At 68.2% G+C, this 17,044-nt stretch carries 17 protein-coding genes and 1 pseudogene; 9 read left to right on the top strand and 9 right to left on the bottom strand.

The features are described 5' to 3' along the window. Positions 1-107: 107 nt before the first annotated feature. From ACFYP3_RS32000 to ACFYP3_RS32015, 4 genes and pseudogenes are all read right to left on the bottom strand, one after another. Positions 108-1,539 (bottom strand): annotated as a pseudogene (locus ACFYP3_RS32000) (NF041680 family putative transposase). Between the two features lie 491 nt (positions 1,540-2,030). Further along, the gene (locus ACFYP3_RS32005; RefSeq protein ID WP_388840241.1) at positions 2,031-2,591 is read right to left on the bottom strand and encodes a PIN domain-containing protein; all 561 of its coding nucleotides are present in this window, start codon (positions 2,589-2,591) and stop codon (positions 2,031-2,033) included. Beyond that, positions 2,572-2,886: a hypothetical protein gene (locus ACFYP3_RS32010; protein WP_388840244.1), complete on the bottom strand. Its 315-nt coding sequence runs from the start codon at positions 2,884-2,886 to the stop codon at positions 2,572-2,574. Before ACFYP3_RS32010 ends, ACFYP3_RS32005 begins: the two co-directional genes overlap by 20 nt. 551 nt (positions 2,887-3,437) lie before the next feature. Then, on the bottom strand, positions 3,438-3,614 hold the full coding sequence (locus ACFYP3_RS32015; RefSeq protein ID WP_388840247.1) for a CsbD family protein: 177 nt from the start codon (positions 3,612-3,614) through the stop codon (positions 3,438-3,440). Positions 3,615-3,835: 221 nt separating this feature from the next. Here ACFYP3_RS32015 and ACFYP3_RS32020 point away from each other — a divergent pair, with 221 nt between their 5' ends. The 7 genes from ACFYP3_RS32020 (at position 3,836) to ACFYP3_RS32050 (ending at position 9,509) form a co-directional block, all read left to right on the top strand. Further along, positions 3,836-3,997: a hydrophobic protein gene (locus ACFYP3_RS32020; RefSeq protein WP_388840250.1), complete on the top strand. Its 162-nt coding sequence runs from the start codon at positions 3,836-3,838 to the stop codon at positions 3,995-3,997. 1,099 nt (positions 3,998-5,096) lie between these two features. Continuing rightward, positions 5,097-5,570, top strand: a complete 474-nt coding sequence (locus ACFYP3_RS32025; RefSeq protein WP_388840253.1) for an SPW repeat protein — start codon at positions 5,097-5,099, stop codon at positions 5,568-5,570. Between the two features lie 343 nt (positions 5,571-5,913). Next, positions 5,914-6,345, top strand: coding sequence for an NfeD family protein (locus ACFYP3_RS32030; RefSeq protein WP_388840255.1), 432 nt, complete (start codon positions 5,914-5,916; stop codon positions 6,343-6,345). Between the two features lie 2 nt (positions 6,346-6,347). Continuing rightward, positions 6,348-7,361 carry an SPFH domain-containing protein gene (locus tag ACFYP3_RS32035; RefSeq protein ID WP_388840258.1) on the top strand — a complete coding sequence of 338 codons (1,014 nt, stop codon included), beginning with the start codon at positions 6,348-6,350 and terminating at the stop codon, positions 7,359-7,361. Positions 7,362-7,732: 371 nt separating this feature from the next. Then, positions 7,733-8,410 carry a hypothetical protein gene (locus tag ACFYP3_RS32040; RefSeq protein WP_388840261.1) on the top strand — a complete coding sequence of 226 codons (678 nt, stop codon included), beginning with the start codon at positions 7,733-7,735 and terminating at the stop codon, positions 8,408-8,410. 5 nt (positions 8,411-8,415) lie between these two features. Then, on the top strand, positions 8,416-8,865 hold the full coding sequence (locus tag ACFYP3_RS32045) for a phage holin family protein (protein ID WP_388840264.1): 450 nt from the start codon (positions 8,416-8,418) through the stop codon (positions 8,863-8,865). After that, positions 8,841-9,509: a DUF3618 domain-containing protein gene (locus ACFYP3_RS32050; protein WP_388840267.1), complete on the top strand. Its 669-nt coding sequence runs from the start codon at positions 8,841-8,843 to the stop codon at positions 9,507-9,509. The genes ACFYP3_RS32045 and ACFYP3_RS32050 overlap by 25 nt, the downstream gene beginning before the upstream one ends. A 361-nt stretch (positions 9,510-9,870) precedes the next feature. Here the strand turns inward: ACFYP3_RS32050 and ACFYP3_RS32055 are convergent, their stop codons facing one another. From ACFYP3_RS32055 to ACFYP3_RS32075, 5 genes are all read right to left on the bottom strand, one after another. Then, positions 9,871-10,686, bottom strand: a complete 816-nt coding sequence (locus ACFYP3_RS32055) for a galactosyltransferase-related protein (RefSeq protein ID WP_388840270.1) — start codon at positions 10,684-10,686, stop codon at positions 9,871-9,873. Next, a complete protein-coding gene (locus ACFYP3_RS32060; protein WP_388840273.1) occupies positions 10,671-11,453 on the bottom strand; it encodes a glycosyltransferase in 783 nt (260 codons plus the stop codon). Before ACFYP3_RS32060 ends, ACFYP3_RS32055 begins: the two co-directional genes overlap by 16 nt. Before the next feature lie 227 nt (positions 11,454-11,680). Further along, on the bottom strand, positions 11,681-12,733 hold the full coding sequence (locus tag ACFYP3_RS32065; protein ID WP_388840276.1) for a glycosyltransferase family 4 protein: 1,053 nt from the start codon (positions 12,731-12,733) through the stop codon (positions 11,681-11,683). A 14-nt stretch (positions 12,734-12,747) separates the two neighbouring features. Next, the gene (locus tag ACFYP3_RS32070; protein WP_388840279.1) at positions 12,748-13,842 is read right to left on the bottom strand and encodes a glycosyltransferase family 1 protein; all 1,095 of its coding nucleotides are present in this window, start codon (positions 13,840-13,842) and stop codon (positions 12,748-12,750) included. 157 nt (positions 13,843-13,999) lie between these two features. Then, positions 14,000-14,359: a hypothetical protein gene (locus tag ACFYP3_RS32075; protein ID WP_388840281.1), complete on the bottom strand. Its 360-nt coding sequence runs from the start codon at positions 14,357-14,359 to the stop codon at positions 14,000-14,002. A gap of 417 nt (positions 14,360-14,776) precedes the next feature. On the opposite strand from ACFYP3_RS32075, the gene ctaD reads away from it, so the two are divergent. Both ctaD and ACFYP3_RS32085 read left to right on the top strand, forming a co-directional pair. Further along, a complete protein-coding gene (gene ctaD / locus ACFYP3_RS32080; RefSeq protein WP_388840284.1) occupies positions 14,777-16,510 on the top strand; it encodes a cytochrome c oxidase subunit I in 1,734 nt (577 codons plus the stop codon). Positions 16,511-16,525: 15 nt separating this feature from the next. Further along, positions 16,526-16,864, top strand: coding sequence for a hypothetical protein (locus tag ACFYP3_RS32085; RefSeq protein WP_388840287.1), 339 nt, complete (start codon positions 16,526-16,528; stop codon positions 16,862-16,864). Positions 16,865-17,044: the final 180 nt, after the last annotated feature.

Here is a 17,044-nt window from a genome sequence, read left to right on the forward strand (position 1 = left end):
GTCCCACTGGCGCAGGCAACGACAGGCCACCGCCCGACGCAGCCACTACCGGAGAAGAACCAGCTCAGGACACGATCCGCTGCTGGAGTACTAAGCTTGTTCTTTATCTACCAAGATCTTCCGGGCTTGCCGATGGCCTTGAGGGTCTCGGGGCGTTTCACGGTTTTACCGCCGTCGTAGCGGGGTGCCCGGCGCTTGTTCTTCACGCCGGGTGGCCGGCCGGGACCGGCGCCTCGGGGTTTGGGAACACGGGCCGGACAGGCGAGGTGAGCGCGAACTCCCGACGGACCCGGGCCGGGGTGAGCCGATCGGCGCTGGCGGGTTGCTCCCAGGGGCGGCGGAGGTCTGCGGCAAGGGGTCGGGCGAGCCGGAGCTGGGTGTGAGCGACGATCAGGATCCAGGTCCAGCGGTCCGCCGCCCCGGGAGTACGGACTCTCGGGGTGGTCCAGCCGAGAGTCTGCTTTACGAACCGGAAGGTGTGCTCCAGATCGAAACGGCGGCGAAACGCCTGCCAGAAACGGTCCACATCGGCCGGGGTGGCGCCGGTCTTGGAGGACCATAACCACACCGGCGGGGCATCACGGTTCTTCGACAGATGCTCGACCTTCAACCGCATCAACGTCCCCTCGACCACAGGTAGTTCACCGTCGTGGTCGAGCCAGGAGGAGCGGTGTGTGAGTCTTGGATGGACCCGATCCCATGCCTGAGCCTCGGCCTTGCCGTAGTTCGCCGTGTCGGTGACTGTGGTGATCGCGGGCTCGGGCCAGGTCTCGGCTTCGTGAAGCGGAATTCCGGTCCGTGCTTGGGTGGCCGGCCGTTCACACCATGCATCCGCAGCGGCTTCGGCAGCCGCATCACGCGGTCGGAGCGGAGCCGGCCGACCAGCTCGACCGGCAGGTCGCGCAGGACCCAGGCCAGGCGGGTGACGTCGTAGCCGGCGTCGCTGACGATCACGATATGCGGGTCCCCGGCCTGCCACTGGCCTTCGGCGATGAGGCGTTCAACGACACCCCGCAATTGGACGGCAGTGAGCGCGGTCGCGTCGTCCGTAGGTCCGAGCCGCACCGCATCCAGGATCGCGGTCCAGGACGTGGCACCCGGCTCCAGCACGGCCACGAAGGAGTACGGCCAGCCTGGAATGAACTGCGAGGCCGTCTTCGCGCGGCCTTAGACGTGGCAGAACAGCCGCTCCGCCGAGCACGGCGCGTCCGAGCGAAGCCACGGTGACACATCGACCGCCAGGACCAGGCGCCCGTCGTCGAACCGAGGCAGCGACAGCCCGTCGAGCACGGTCCGCAGACGGCCGACGTCGATCCGGCCGTGGTTCAGGCCGCCGTACATCGCTCCGTGCCCACGACGATGCTCGGGCAACAGCGTCAAGTCGACCGGGGACCTCACCGCACCGTTCACACACAGCACCGCGTCCGCCAGCTCGAACAACGCGTCACGCCGGGCAGTCAGACACTCGTAGAACTCGCCCCGGAAGCGTGACGCTTCAGGGAGCGCCTCCCTCCGGACGGCATCAGGCAGCAGACTCACCCTCACGGCCTTCTTGTGGTCACGTGCACCATGGTCGGAGCACATGATCAGACGAAGGCCGCCTCCACGTCCGGCGAATCCCCAGGCGAGCGAACCCGTTCGAGACACCGTTCGAGATCGTGGCACCATGTACGGCATGACGACCAACCGAAAGGCCCATGCCGCGTAGACGGCCAGGACGTACCCGGGCCAGCATCCCGGACCGGCACCAGTCACAGCGCAAGAGGCCAGCCATCGACAGCCTCTCCCCGCGAGCGCTGTCCGAGATCGTTCGCCTTGAACGCACGCGAAACTATCTCAGCCGGGCGACACCAGCACGGCATTGCGCCTGTGGAAGGACTACGTCCACCGCCCCCCACGCGAACTCTGGCACGACGACGAGTTCGGCAACGTGCACTGGTACTGCTGCGGCAACCCTCTCGAAGGCCGTGCCCTACTTGACGGCGTGATCCAAGCAATGTCACCTCCCGGCGCCCGCGAACTCCGCTAGATCATCGAAGAGCTGGACGCCTTCTTGGGCCCGTCTTACCCGGCCACAGACCACCGAAGATAAAGAACAAGAGGGTGAGGAGTTCGACCTCGGGAGCTGCCCACCAGCCGCGCCATTGCACAACCGTGTCGTCCCGGTCCAGCCCGGTGAATCCGACGGGCGAGGCAGGGATCTCCACGGCGGTCTGGGCGACACGAGCCCGCACGGCTGACGACCGCAACAGGTCATCGGCGGCAGCTTCGGCGTACGCTCCCGAGACGGTCGTGGTGAAGGCGGAGATGACCTCGTTGAAATCCGTGAGCCGGGTGAGCCTGTCTTCCAGGCCTTCGACGTCCTCGTTCACGGGGTACGGGTAGGTGATCCCGTCGCCGAAGTCCTTGGTGTTGTTCGTGACGAAGCAGACCTTCTCGGCAGGGTTGGCTTTGAGGAACTCCAGTATGGAGAACCAGATCGCGACGTCCCGGGCGCCCTCGGAGTGGTCTCCGGCCCGCTTGGCGGGCTTCAGTGCCAGCGCTTCACGGGTGAGGGCTCTGCGCGCGGCCTCAGAGCTGGTCTCGATCACTTCGAAGATGTCCCCGTAGACGTCCCGCCAGTGGTTCATCAGCCGTTCCAGGTCGAGCGGCTCCAGCGTGCTCTTCAGCTCCCAGGGGCAGGATCGCGCGCAGCCTGTCCAATGTGTTGGTGACGGCCTCGTACTTGACGGGGTACAGCTTGGCCTGGTGGGCGGCCATCTCCTCCAGGACCATCCACGGCACCGCGACCCGGTGATGGCCGGACTGCTGCAACTTGCGGATGATGTCAGCGCGCGGGCTATTGGGCGACAGCTCGTTTACCGCGTTCGTGTCGAAGATGATCAATGCGTCCTCCGTGCAAGCCACGCCACGATGCTCTGGGCCCTTACGTTGCCCAGTCCAGCCCCAGCTCCGCCAATACTTTGGCTGATCCGCGCGCCTGCTTTTCGTCCGGCGCTGACGCGCTCCAGTTCCTGCTGGGAGCACGGGTGGAGCCATGCGTGGTGGGCCAGCGTTCGTCAGCAGGATGAGTCTTCACACCCGTGTGACGGTGGTGGGGTCGGCGTGCCATTCGCGTCCCCCGTGTTCGGGGGGAGGCGAACGCGACAGCGCGTTGGGGGCGGTCGTACGGGGAGTCGGAGGGGTCTTCCCACGCAGGGTCGATGTCCCGCAGAATCCCGATCCTGCCGTGGTCGTCGTCCTCGACGCGGTGCCCGATGTCGCTCCTGTCGATCACCGGACGTTCCGTCCGCCGGTGGGGGGTGTCGGATGTCGACGTTGCAGTCCGACACCCCGTGGGGTGCCGTGGTCCGGTACGTGGCTGGGCCCCGACCCGGGGGGAGGGGGTCGGGGCCCAGTGGGCGCCGCAGCTCAAGAGGCTGTGCGCGGGGTGCGGTTCAGTGGCGGTGGAGGGTGTCCTTGACGTCTTCCTTGGCCTGGCGGGCGTTGCCCTTGGCCTGGTCGGCGTGCCCGTCGGCGGTCATCCGCTCGTTGCCGGCCATGTGGCCCATGGCCTCCTTGGCCTTGCCCTTGGCCTGTTCGACCTGTGCCTTGGTCTTCTCGGTGCCCGACATGGGACCTCCTCGTGTAGTACCGGGTTGGTCGTGACGACTCGCCTGCTCACGATCCCGAGGCCCAAACCCCGCATCGGTACGCCGATGTCGGATTCCACCCGAAGTCACGATGAAGGAGTCGGGCGCGCGCATCTGCCCGCCTGCGCGGATAAGAAACACATAAGGATCATGCGCATGGTTGCCGGTCGGTGGGGCATCCGGTGCTTCGGAGGTTGATAACTATGGTTCCCCTGCTTCTTGTTCTTCTGCTCGCTCTGATCCTTTTCGGTGCCGGTTTCGCGGTGAAGATCCTCTGGTGGGTCGCGATTGCCGTCCTGGTGATCTGGCTGATCGGCTTCGTGGCCCGTCCCAAGAACAGCAGCAGCCGCTGGTACCGCTGGTAGCAGGCAGCCCAGGCACTGCATGCCGGTGGGCCCACCCCGTCATGGGGTGGGCCCACCGGCATGCCCGGGCCCGGAACTGCGGACTGCACGCCGTGGGTGGGCGCGGAGCACCGGGTGAGGTGACCGATTTGGGGTGTCCGCGCAACCACGTCCGCCGCCCCGGCCCGCCGATACCCGGCGCGCTCACCCGCCGAAGCCATGGATGAGGGTGTCGGGCCTGGAGCGCGGCGTACGCGTCCGCCGGCGGACGGCCGTGCCGAGGAGGAGGAAGGGAGACCCGTCCGGCGGGCCACTCATCACCCTGTAGCCGTCGCCCCCGCCTCGGCAGGCGGGGCAGCCGACGATCGGGGGAGCGCCGTTCGACGGCGTACAGCGTGACCTGGTGGCGTTGGGTAGGGCATGGAGATGGTGGAGCGGTTGCCGTTCGGGATGCGGGCCCCGGTCGCGGTGACGTACGTCCGGTGCGCGCAAAGGGTGGATTCGGCCACCCACGACTCGCCCGGCTCCATCCGGTTTCCGAGCGGGTTGGGCAGGTCCGTGTTCACCGGACCGGGCCGCGGCATCGACGGGATCTCGCAGTAGGAGGGCCGCACGGCAACTGCCGTGCGGCCCTCCTACTGTCTGCCCGGACCCATGTAGCAAACGAGGTGTCCACACGCGCACACCTCAGCCGCATCGTCACCCTCATCACCGCTGAACACGGGCACGCGGGTGGGCCGGCGCCGACCCGGAGCCGCTGGCGTAGCTGCTCGGGGGTGACCCACGTGCGGTACATGGCCGGCTCTCCACAGCGCGGAGCCGAGCTGTTGACATGAGTAGAGCCGTACCCGCTCGATGGTCTGCCCGTCGAGGAGCCCAGTGTGTTGGGGACGCGCGCCGCAGCTCGATGCCGCCACACCCGCCGGCCGGCGGGTAGCAGCTCGCGACACGCCTCCTGCCGCCCACGGCCTCGAAAGAGGACAAGCTGTTCTGCTGTCGAACCGCAGGTGACCACAGCGGACGGCACCCGCAGAGGCCGTCACACAAAAAGCCATGAATAGTCCATTTCATCCCTTTTTGCGGGTAGGCGCGGATCACCACTTCTGCTCTGGAGGTTCCCATGGCGTCAACGCACCGAGCACCCATCGAAGAGCACCCCGACCTGATGGACCTGCGCGCCCGGCACGACCGCGCGGCCGCCACGCCCCGCGCTCAGATGATCGAGGCCTTGGCCCTGCTCACGGGTCTCTACCTGGCCGCCTCCCCCTGGATCTGCGGCTTCAACGGCTTCACCACTCTCGCGGTCACCAACCTCATCGCCGGTCTCGCCTACATGCTGCTCCTCGGCGGTCTGGGCAATTCCTACGAGCGCACCCACTCCATGGCCTGGGCCGCTGCCGCCATCGGCATCTGGACCTGCGTCGCTCCCTGGGTCGTCGCCGGCGACGTCGCCCACACCCGCTCGATCACCAGCAACCTCATCACCGGCGCCCTCGCCACTCTCCTCGCCCTCGCCGCAGCCTCCGGCGCCCGCGACAAGGACACCCACCGCCACGGTCCCGCCACCCGCCGCCCTGTGTCCGGCACCTACTGACACCTGACCTTCGGGCCCCGCCCGAACAAGACGATGGATGGCCGATCCGACACCCGTGCCCTGGGGGGCGCGGGCGGACCCGGGTCGCCCGTACGCGACGGGACCTGCCGCCCCCCCTGCTCGGCACACGTCCCTATCTGCGGGCCGCCGCGCACCTCGGCGGTCGCCGTAACGGCTGTTCGCATCCGGCAGCGCTGTGTCCCTCATGGCCTCACCTTGGGCCGCCGCCGCCGCTTCGCGCCGCCCACGACGGATTCCTTGGCGGAGCAAATGGGTAAATTGCATGCAAAGCAGAGCGGGATGGGCCCGCATACTGAGTCGCTCCGCACGGGAGGAGGTCTTCGTGGAGCCATGGCTGATGTGGCTGATCGCCGCGGCGACGCTGGCCATCGCAGAGGTGTTCACCCTCACTGCCGCACTGGGGTTGCTTGCCGCGGCTGCGTCGGTCACCGCCGCCGCGGCCGCACTCGGCCTTCCCGCGCCATGGCAGCTCCTGCTGTTCGCAGCCGTCGCGACACTCTGCGTGCTCTTCCTGCGCCCCTTCGCGCTGCGCCGCCTCTCCCCACACCAGGAGAAGCGGTTCGGCGTGGAAGCGCTGGTGGGCAAACCCGCCTACGTGGTCAGTGAGGTGTCCGCGCTGGGCGGCAGGGTCCGCATCGGAGGCGAGGAGTGGACCGCTCGGCCCTACGACGACACGCTGGTGATCCCTCCGGGAGCTACCGCCGACGTGGTGGAAATCAGCGGCAGCACCGCATTCGTCTACCCCCGGGAGTGACCATGGAAGCCTGGGTTGTCGCCGGCGTCATCGCCGCGGCCTTCGCTGTCTTCACCGTGGTACGGGCCGTGCGCATCGTGCCTCAAGCGCGCGCACGCAACGTGGAACGGCTGGGCCGCTACCACCGCACCCTGAGACCCGGGCTCAACATCGTCATCCCCTACATCGACCGCGTCTATCCCGTAATCGATCTGCGGGAACAGGTCGTCTCCTTCCAGCCCCAACCGGTCATCACTGAGGACAACCTCGTTGTCGAGATCGACACCGTCCTGTACTTCCAGGTCACCGACCCGCGGGCCGCGGCCTACGAGATCTCGAACTTTCTCCAGGCGGTCGAGCAGCTCACCGTCACCACCCTGCGCAACGTCGTGGGATCGATGGACTTGGAGAAAACCCTCACTTCACGCGACACCATCAACAGCCAACTGCGCGGCGTTCTCGACGACGCCACTGGCAAATGGGGCCTGAGAGTCAACCGCGTTGAGATCAAAGCTGTTGATCCGCCCCAGTCGATCAAGGACGCGATGGAGAAGCAGATGCGGGCGGAGCGGGACAAGCGTGCCGCGATCTTGGGTGCCGAAGGCCAGCGACAGTCCCAAATCCTCACCGCCGAAGGTGACAAGCAGTCTGCCGTCCTGCGCGCCGAGGGGGAGCGAACGGCCGAGATCCTCCGGGCCGAGGGTCAATCCCGTGCCATCGACGAGGTGTTCCAGGCCGTCCACCGCAACGACCCCGACCCCAAGCTGCTGGCCTACCAATACCTCCAAGCGCTGCCCCAGCTCGCCCAGGGGCCGGGCAGCACCTTCTGGATCATTCCCGGCGAAGTCACCTCCGCGCTCCAAGCCGTCAGCCGCGCCTTCAACGAAATGCTCCCTCCGTCCCAGGCCACTCACGCCCAGTCCGCAGAGGACAAAGCGAACCAGGCTGCCGACGACGCCGCCCAGGCCGCGGAAGCCGCCGCGCAGGCTCTCGCGGACGCGGCCGAAGCCGAGCCGGCTTCCAGGTCGCTGCCGTAGGCGGACGCGCAACCCGTATGACCTGATGCCCGTCGGCCGGCCGTTGGGCACGCCCGCCCTGCCTCAGCACGCCCCCTGGTCGCAGGACTGCGACAGCGGCGCCAGCACTCCCTAGCGGGTCCGGGCCGCCCGCTGGCGGTGACAGGTGTCAGTCGCGGGACGGCGTCAGCCCCTGAGAGGGCCCACGCGTGCGCCGGAGCGAACGGTGGGCGTGCTGCCGACCGTAGAAACAGGCGCAGGACGAGCGGAGAATTCGCTCAGAATCGCCGATGTCGTATATCGGTTATTTAGGGCCGATATGGGTGGGTGAGGTGTCGGAAGCAGGGAAGGCGCCTCGTGAAACGTCGGAACGCGATGCACCAGGAGGAGCCTTGAGTGACTTCGAGAACGCGAGCCGCCCGGACGTGAGCGGGACGGCGGCCGCAGCACAGACCGTTCAGGACAAGTCCGCCGAGGGGGCGTCGCTGGTCGGTGACAAGGCTGCCGAAGTAGGCGGCACCGCCAAGGAACAGGCGGCCAAGGTTGTGGGCGAGGCCACCGCGCAGGCGCATGACCTCGTGGGGGAGCTTCGTACTCAGCTGACCGGCCAGGCCGAAGCGCAGACCCAACGGCTGGCGGAGAACGTGCGCCGGCTTTCGGACGAGCTCCGGGAGCTGGGCGAGAACGGCAAGCCGGAATCCACCATGGCGGGCGTGGCCCGTCAGATCGCAGACAGCGGACGTCAGGTGGCCGATCACGTGGAGAACCGGGGCCCGGACGGTCTGGTCACCGACCTGCAGAGCTTCGCCCGCCGCCGCCCAGGCGTCTTCCTCGCCGGCGCGGCGCTGGCCGGCTTCGCCGTCGCGCGTGCCAGCAAGGGTGTGAGCGCGGCTGCCCCGACACCGGGCCCCGACGGTTTCCGCGGCGAGCGCGCGAACCTGCCCGCCACGGTCGCTATGCCGTCCGGCGGGCCGGCCCGCCCCTCGCACGTGATGCCGGTGCCGCCAGCCCACCTGCCGCACGGATCACCGACGCACGGTAGCTCGGTGGGGCCCGGAGAGGGGTTCTGATTCTCATGGCCCTCACCTCCCACGAGCGGCCCATGGTGCCGGCCCGGCCCCCGTTCCCGCCTTCACCGGCGACCGCGACCGAGCCGTCGCTTGGAGAGCTGGTCGGCGAAATCAGCCAAGACCTCTCGCAGCTGGTCCGCGACGAGATCGAGCTGGCCAAGGCCGAGATGAAGCAGGAGTCCACCAAGGCCGGCAAGGCGGTCGGCATGCTGGGCGGAGCGGGCTACGCCGGACATGTGGCGCTGCTGTTCGGCAGCCTGGCGGTGGTCTTCGCGCTGGCCAACGTGATGGACCCGGCGTGGTCCGCTCTGATCGTCACCGCCATGTGGGCCGTGGTCGGCGGTGTGCTGTACGCCAAGGGCCGCGAGCGACTGCGTACGGTCAACCTCAAACCGGAGCAGACCATGGACACCCTGAAGGAGGACGCCCGATGGGTACGACACCTGACGAGCTGAGGCTCGACATGGAGTACCGGCGAGCACACCTCTCGCGCAACGTCGACCGCCTGGCGGACAGGATTACCCCGAGCAGGATGGCCCGCCGCAAGGTCGATTCCATGCGCGACCACGTCAGCGGAGTGAAGGAGCGCGTGATGGGCACTGCCCAGGATGCGGCACACGGCACCGCCGGAAGCCTCCACCAGGCTGCGGACAGCGTGACGGACACCGCCAAGGAGATCGGGGGCGACGTACAGCAGGCCGTCCAGCAAGCCCCGGACCGGATGAAGCGGAAGACGCAGGGCAGTCCGCTCGCCGCCGGCCTGATGGCCTTTGGCGCCGGCATGCTTGCCGCGGCCCTCCTGCCGACCACCGAGGCCGAGGAACAGGCCGGCCGGCAACTGCGCAAGCACTCGGACGAGCTGCTGGAACCGGTCAAGCAGACAGCCCTCCATGCCGCTCAGGAAGTCCGGGACGAGCTGCAGGAGCCGATCGAGGAGGCAGTTGAGTCCGTCAAGGGCACGGCCCAGGAGGCAGTGGCCACGACGACCGATCATGCACAAAGCGCCGGCCGGGAAACCAGCGACGAACTGCGTGAGGTTGGACGGGAGACCGCCGCCGAGATACGCACGGACCCTGGCGCCCCGCGCCCTCCCGCGTAGCCAGGGTGCCCGGGCAACCGTCCTGAGCACCACGCACCCCCGCACCTCGGCGGTCACCGGTCAGCGCATTGCGCAGTCGCCCGCGTACGCGTCGAGTTTGCCGGCACCGGTGAGCAGGACGGTGCCACCCGGGTGCTGGATGTCGGCAGTGATCAATGCCTTCTCCTCGCTCCAGCCGCATGCACCTGCTTGTGTTTCCTATCTGCCGTGAGAATGTCCGCCAGCGGGGCGAGGCTCTCCGAGGCACACCAGCACCCGCAGGGCACATCGCGCGGGACAGCCAGCAGGACCATGGCGTCACGACGCCTGCTCCCTTATTCGGCCGACTGACCGGGCGCGGCGAGGCTCTCCGTTCTGCCCGTCATCCTTTGTGCCACGTGTCGGTGGCGCGGACGTACCGGATCAGGCCCCGGGCCTGGAAGGCGTGCAGCCACCCCTCCATGGGCCAGCTTCCCCACCGGCGCTTGTAAAGGGCCCCGTTGCGCAGGATGTCGTCGAGGTGCTGGATTGGAGGGTGCCGAGTGGGGTGGTGCTGGTGGTAGGCGGGGGCGCCGCCGACCCACCACACGTCCACTCCCTGCCGGGCTGCGGTGGAGGCGTAGTCGGTGTCCTCCGCGCCGTAACCGGTGTACTGCTCACAGAATCCCCCGATGCGATGCCAGGTCCGGGCCGTGAGGGCGAAGGACAAAGACCAGAACAGCCGGGGGTCACCCCCGCGGATGACCTCGCCGTCCGCGGGGGCCGGCCGGGCACCGTGCGGTGGTGCCAGGCCGACGAGGCCGTCGAGCGGGTAGCCGCGGGCGGGAGGCGGCGGCAGGTACGCAACCGTGCCGCAGAGCAGGGCTCCGTCCTGGGCTGCCCGGGCGTAGCCGTCCAGGAGGGAGGGACCGGGGATGCAGTCCACGTCGAGAAAGACCATCAGGTCCGCGCCTGCCCGGAGGGCCCGCGCGGCTCCGGCGTTGCGGGCCGCCGCCAACGGCAGGCGCCCGGCACTGAGCGGGACGGTGATGATGTCCGCAACCGGGTTCTTGCCGGCGACCAGGCCTGGGATCGCGGGATCCTCCATAGAAACGATCACGTAGTGATCGGGGACGCGCGTACTGAGTGCGAGACCTGCCTGCTGCAGGATCAGGTGGGAATGCCGGCCGGATGCGAGGGTGATCACCGCCGTGCGCATGCGGACCGCCTCGGGACCCGCTGGGCCAATTCTGTGAGCAGACGTCCTGCCCTGCGTGCTCCATCGCCATGGGACCAGCACGCCCATCGCTCGGGCCGTGCCGTCGCCTCTGCCAGCAGCTCGCTCCAGAGGTGGGCAGCCGGCCAGCTCTGCCTGACAGTCGCCAGGCCCGCCGAGTGCAGTGCGTGGGCGGTCGCGTACTGCTCCCCGTGGGGGCGGTCCTGGGGGATGACGACGGCCGCAACCCGTGCGGCTGCGCATTCTGCGACGGCGTTCTGTCCCGCATGGGTGACGACGACGTCCGCGCGGCACAGCACCGGCCACGGGTCCTCGCTCCAGTCGGCGCCGCCCAGGAAGGTCCACGACCACTCAGGCGTGGCCCGGACCGTCTCTTCGATCTGCTGGTCGGTGACGTCGGTCCCTCCGGCTCCGAGCAATACCGCCACCTCCTTCCGGCACGGCCCGCGATCGTTGTGGTGCGCGGGACGGGGACGGCCGTCGAAGCGGGAGATGCTTCCGGTGTGCAAGGTCTTGGCGTACCAGTCGCCAGGCCAATGCGGTTCCGGCAGGGACTGCGGCCACGGAGCGATGAGGGCGTCCGCCAGGTCGTAGGCGAGCCGGTGGGCTTCGTCCCCGCGGTCGCCGCGCATGGCGGCGACCACCACGGGGGTTCCCATCAGGCGGGCCAGGGTGGCGGCCTCCACGGATACGTCGCTCACGAACAAGGAGGGGCGCTCCTGGCGGATCCAGTCGGCCAGCTTCCCCATCCTCTCTCGGTGACCCGGGTGATGGGCCGGCACCCAGTGCAGGCGGCCCCGAGCCGTCGGGTCCACCGGATCGTCGTCGGCGTCGGAGGGCAGGGGGACCCAGCCTCCGGTCCATGACGCAGGCCTGGGAAGGGAAGACAGAACGGTCACCGGGACGTGCACGTGTGCGGCGATGCCCTGGGCGCGGTGGAGATGTCCGCGGCCCTGGTGGTGGACGTAGTAGCCGATCACCGCGCCACCTCCTCGTACAGGCTCGTGTACGCGTCGGCGGTGCGCTCGAGTGAACAGAACTGCACCGCCCGGCGGCGGGCGGCCTGCCGGTCAAGCTTCATGGTGCGCGGGATGAGCTCCGCCAGGGCCAGTACGTCCCCCGGTGGTGCCAGCAGGCCGCACTCCGGTGTGAGGATCTCCCCCAGGGCTCCCCGGTCGAACCCGCACACGGGTGTGCCGCAGGCCAGCGCCTCGGCGACCACCAGTCCGTACGGTTCGTCCCAGCAGGGTGTGACAAGGGCGGCGCTTGCGGAGCCCAGGAGCCCGGCGAGCTCTTGGCGGTCCAGGTGGCCGACGTACCGCGCACCCTTTCCCAGGAGGGGCTCGATCCGGTCCTCGTAGTACGCCCGGTCGGAGATCGGCCCCGCGATCCGCAGAGGCACTCCGGCTGCTTGTGCGGCTTCGATCGCCAGATGTGGCCCCTTCTCGGGGACCAGACGGCCGGACCAGGCGAGGTCGCCGCCGCCCCGTCCCGGCTTCCAGAAGTGCGTATCGACTCCGTTGCGGACGATACGGGCTGCGGGCACGGTCGCCTGCCATGCGCCGGCGGTGAAGCGGCTCACTGCCGTGAACGTCACGGGGCAGGAATCCTGGGCCTTGATGGCGGATTCGAGCCAGGGGGTGGGTGGGGTGTGCAGGGTGGTGACCACCGGAACGCGCAAGGCGGACGCCATCGCGACGGGAAGGTAGTGCAGGCTGTTGTTGTGGATGACGTCGAAGCGATGCTCTCCGTCCCGTGCGAGGTCCAGCATCAGCGCCAGATAGGCGTGGTGCTCTTCCATCCAGGCTGCACCGGGCATGCTGGTGTCGGAGCGGGCCGCATCGCTCAACGCGGTTTTACGCACGGGTAGTTCGCGCGCGCCGAGTACGGGGTCGGAACCGGGTGCGGCGAAGAGTTCCACGTGGTGGCCGCGCCGGTGCAGGGCTTGTGCGAGCCACCACGTGTGGGCTTCCAGCCCCCCGGCGAACGGCTCGCTGATCGGAAAGCGTGCGGAGGCGATGAGGGCCACCCGCAGCCCGCCCCTCACTTCAGCGCGTTTCCGTAGAGGGCACGATGGGCTGCGGCGAGTTCTTCGCGCTCCTGCGTGCGCTGCTGCACGGTGGCCCGGGGTGCCTGCCTCTCCTCGTATGCCGTGCGAACCGCCTCACGCAGCGACTCCTCGTCCAAGCCGGCCCTCTGCGTGTGCCCGTAGGTCAGGCAGGGGCGCTGTTGTGCGTAGAAGCCGCAGTCAGGGGCGGCGACGGCGGTGCCGAGATCGTGGCACGCCTCCAGCCAGCCGGAGTGGGTGCCGAACCGGTAGGGCAGTACGGACAGGTCCAAGGAGGCGAGGTAGTCGAAGAGATCCTCGTCGCCGAAGTAGTCGTGGACGGTGAGGGTGAGACGGTTCCGGCGTGCGAGTTCTTCCAGTGTCGTGAGCAACTGTGGGGCGTAGGCGCGCGAGGCCGGCTCCGTCACCTCCCGGTGGAGGTTGACGTGGAGCTCGGCGTCCTGGAGCTCGGCGACCGCGTCCGCGAGGACGCGGACGACCGGGAGGACGGCCATGTTGGGACGCAGGCTCTTGGCGTGCACGCCGACGCGGAACCGGTCGCGGTGGGGCCTGGGACGGGCAAGGCGCGGAAGGTCGACCACGTGCGGGTGGGGCAGCACGGTCGCCGTCCGGTTCCACCGGCTGCGAATGCTTCCAGCGGCGCCGGGGGTCAGGGTGACCAGGTGATCGGCCGCAGGGATGATCACGTCGAGCGCGGCATCGTGGCTGGTGGGGTCGGGCTGATGAGGATTGCGGAGGTCGTGCACCGTGTAGACCAGGGGTTTTCCATGCCGACGCAGGACGTCCACGAGCGCGGTCAGCTGAGCGGGGCTTTGGGCGTCGAAGCCGAAGTGCAGGTGGTAGACGTCGAAGTCCTCGAGGTGCGCCCTCACCCAGTCCGGGTCCAGCATGACCGGCGGCCACCAGTGCTGCGACGTGCTGGGCGCCCCGAGGGGGCGGGGGTCGCGCAGCCGGCGTACGCCGTCCGGCTCGGGCGCCGAGCAGTGCCGGACGTACACATGGCCCGCGGGTACGGAGGCGACCCGGATCTCACGGCCGACTGGAACGCGCCGCGGCGGTTCTTGCGTCACAGGTCGATTCCTTCGGTCAGAGGTGACGGACCACGGCAGCTGTCAGCCACCGGCCTCAGTCTCTCGGCGGCGAGTCGGGCACGCACGCGGGCGCTCCGGCTTCGCGTGACGTTCCCGGCCCCACCCAGCAGAACCCCCAGAAGATCGGCCTCAAGCCTCAGCTGCCCGCCAATCGAGTGAGGAACCGCTCCTCGAAGTGTGCCCTCACCCACTGCGCCCCGTGGGCCTCGACATCCGTGCTGCGCAGTACATCGAGCACGGTCGTCCCCTGGAGGAGGACCAGGCACGCCCGCTCCGTCTGGGGGATCGGGGTCAGGAACTGGCGTACACGCCTGTCGGCTGCGCCCTGGTCCGGCTCGGTACGGGCGACTTTGCCGTGAGGCACCAGCGCGCACAGGGCGGACATGACCGCATCCGTCGGTCGGTCCTGGCCGGAGCCGACGAGCAGCAGGACGGTTGTGTTGCCGACGAGGAAGTCGTCGACCGCGATCCCGTCCCTCAGCACCGTGATGGCCACACCTCGCATGATCACCCGATGCCTGAGTTTCCGCTACCGACAGGCCAGATACAGGGGGAGCTTGCCTGCCTCTTCGACGCCCGCGCCTGGGGCGCACACGGCCGTGACCTGCGTGCGATCGCCGCCGAGGGACTGCAGAAGATCTACTTCAAGGGACGGCGGAACCCGCACCCTGATAAGGATGTGGCAGGGCCCGCCCGAGCGTGGAGAACGGGCGGGCCCATTACGCGACGGCACGGGCTACAGGCGGTGTCCGGGTTTGACGGCGCCGCAAGGGAGTGCCGTTCGCTTCACCTGTACGCGTATGCGCGGCAGCGGCTGGGAGACTCCCTGTTCGCGGTACACAGGTACGGCGCGTGAGGTGCCGGATACCGGTACCGGTGCACCGCCCGTACCCCTCTGCTGTAAGGGCTTGCCATGGTGACGATGACCGAGCCGCTTGCTCCCGTTCCGACGCCAGGGCGTACGCCCGGGCAGGTGATCTTGTCGTGGTTGACGACAACCGATCATAAGAAGATCGGGCATCTGTACCTGATCGCCTCCTTCGGATTCTTCGTCATCGGCGGGGTGCTGGCCCTGCTGCTGCGGGCGGAGCTGGCCCGGCCGGGGATGCAGATCGTCTCCAACGAGCAGTACAACCAGGTTTTCACCCTGCACGGCACGATCATGCTGCTGTTCTTCGCGACCCCGACCTTCGCCGGGTTCGCCAACGCGATCATGCCGTTGCAGATCGGGGCCCCCGACGTGGCATTCCCGCGGCTGAACATGCTGTCGTTCTGGCTGTTCTTCTTCGGCGCTCTGATCGTCGTGAGCAGCGTGCTCACGCCCAACGGCACCGCGGACTTCGGCTGGACCGCCTACACGCCCCTAAGCAGTTCGACCCGCACGCCTTCCGTCGGCGGAGACATGTGGATCATGGGGCTGGCGCTGTCCGGGTTCGGCACCATCCTCGGGTCGGTCAACTTCGTCACCACCATCATCTGCATGCGGATGCCGGGCATGACCATGTTCCGGATGCCGATCTTCACCTGGAACATCCTGCTGACCTCCGTGCTGGTGCTTTTCGCGTTCCCCGTCCTCGCCGCAGCTCTGCTGGTGCTGGAGGCGGACCGCAAGTTCGGCGCCCAGGTCTTCAACCCCCAAAACGGTGGCGCTCTTTTGTGGCAGCACCTGTTCTGGTTCTTCGGGCATCCAGAGGTCTACATCATCGCGCTGCCGTTCTTCGGGATCGTCACCGAGATCTTCCCGGTGTTCTCCCGCAAGCCGCTCTTCGGCTACCTCGGCCTGATCGGCGCGACCGTCGCCATCGCGGGCCTGTCGCTGACCGTGTGGGCCCATCACATGTTCGCCACCGGCGCCGTCCTGTTGCCGTTCTTCTCCTTCATGACGTTCTTGATCGCGGTGCCGACCGGGGTGAAGTTCTTCAACTGGATCGGCACCATGTGGAAGGGGTCCATCTCGTTCGAGACGCCGATGCTCTGGGCCATCGGCTTCCTGGTCACCTTCCTCTTCGGCGGTCTGACCGGCATCATCCTGGCCTCACCGCCCATGGACTTCCACGTCACCGACTCGTACTTCGTCGTGGCCCACTTCCACTACGTCGTCTTCGGTACGGTCGTCTTCGCGATGTTCGCCGGCTTCTACTTCTGGTGGCCGAAGATGACCGGCACGATGCTCGACGACCGCCTCGGCAAGATTCACTTCTGGACACTGTTCATCGGCTTCCACATGACCTTCCTCGTCCAGCACTGGTTGGGTGCCGAAGGCATGCCACGGCGTTACGCCGACTACCTCGCCGCCGACGGCTTCACCGGCCTGAACACCCTCTCCTCGATCGGGGCGTTCCTTCTCGGCGCCTCGACCCTGCCGTTCTTCTACAACGTGTGGAGGACCGCTCTGCACGCCCCACGTGTGACCGTCGACGACCCGTGGGGCTTCGGCCGGTCCCTGGAATGGGCGACCTCGTGTCCGCCACCGCGGCACAACTTCGTGACCCTGCCCCGCGTCCGTTCCGAGTCACCCGCGTTCGACCTCCACTACCCGGAGATCGCCTCCCTCGACTACGCCGACGACCACGGTCGGCGCGATGTATTGGACGATCCCGAAAACCGCCAGAGCCCCGGATCAGACCGGCTCCCTTCCGACAGCTGAAGATCGGCGGACGCGATGCACAAGGATGACGCGGCTGCCGGCATGGCCGCGCTGGAGGGCTACCTGATGAGCCGAGCCGCCCAGCACCGCGCAGCCCATGAGGCCGCGGCCTTCGCCGACGACCTACCCTGGCTCGGGCATGCGGAGCGGGAGGACGTCATCCGGCTCTACACCGCTCACCACCTTGCCCGCACACGTCAGGTCCTGCACGAGATCACCAGCCGCAGCCAAGAACTGAAACAGGATTACTCCCGCCGCTACCGGATCCTGTGCTGTCGCATGCTCGCCCTTGCCCTCCTCGGCAGCTCCACCTTCCTCGGCCTCCTCACGCTAGGCCTCACACCGCCACGCTGACAGCCGTACCGGGCCGTCACACAGGAGCAGAGCAGGGAAACGTGAGTGTCACCGACAGCGGCCGGCTGAAAGCCGTCTTCGCGGGAATACGAGCCCGCAACTCCTGGAGGCTGAATGGGCTATCCGGAGGGAGGCGGATCAGCCTTCGAGTAGCATCCCAGATGATCGAATTTGCTCCTG

It is taken from the genome of Streptomyces sp. NPDC005533 (genome assembly GCF_042871845.1).
GTDB lineage: Bacteria > Actinomycetota > Actinomycetes > Streptomycetales > Streptomycetaceae > Streptomyces.

Bases quoted from the DNA above. Each gene is read 5' to 3' on its own strand.
- ACFYP3_RS32015 (WP_388840247.1), bottom strand. From the start codon at position 3,614: ATGTCGGGCACCGAGAAGACCAAGGCACAGGTCGAACAGGCCAAGGGC.
- ACFYP3_RS32020 (WP_388840250.1), top strand. From the start codon at position 3,836: ATGGTTCCCCTGCTTCTTGTTCTTCTGCTCGCTCTGATCCTTTTCGGT.
- ACFYP3_RS32025 (WP_388840253.1), top strand. From the start codon at position 5,097: ATGGCGTCAACGCACCGAGCACCCATCGAAGAGCACCCCGACCTGATG.
- ACFYP3_RS32035 (WP_388840258.1), top strand. From the start codon at position 6,348: ATGGAAGCCTGGGTTGTCGCCGGCGTCATCGCCGCGGCCTTCGCTGTC.
- ACFYP3_RS32045 (WP_388840264.1), top strand. From the start codon at position 8,416: ATGGCCCTCACCTCCCACGAGCGGCCCATGGTGCCGGCCCGGCCCCCG.
- ACFYP3_RS32050 (WP_388840267.1), top strand. From the start codon at position 8,841: ATGGGTACGACACCTGACGAGCTGAGGCTCGACATGGAGTACCGGCGA.
- ACFYP3_RS32055 (WP_388840270.1), bottom strand. From the start codon at position 10,686: ATGCGCACGGCGGTGATCACCCTCGCATCCGGCCGGCATTCCCACCTG.
- ACFYP3_RS32060 (WP_388840273.1), bottom strand. From the start codon at position 11,453: ATGGGGAAGCTGGCCGACTGGATCCGCCAGGAGCGCCCCTCCTTGTTC.
- ctaD (WP_388840284.1), top strand. From the start codon at position 14,777: ATGGTGACGATGACCGAGCCGCTTGCTCCCGTTCCGACGCCAGGGCGT.
- ACFYP3_RS32085 (WP_388840287.1), top strand. From the start codon at position 16,526: ATGCACAAGGATGACGCGGCTGCCGGCATGGCCGCGCTGGAGGGCTAC.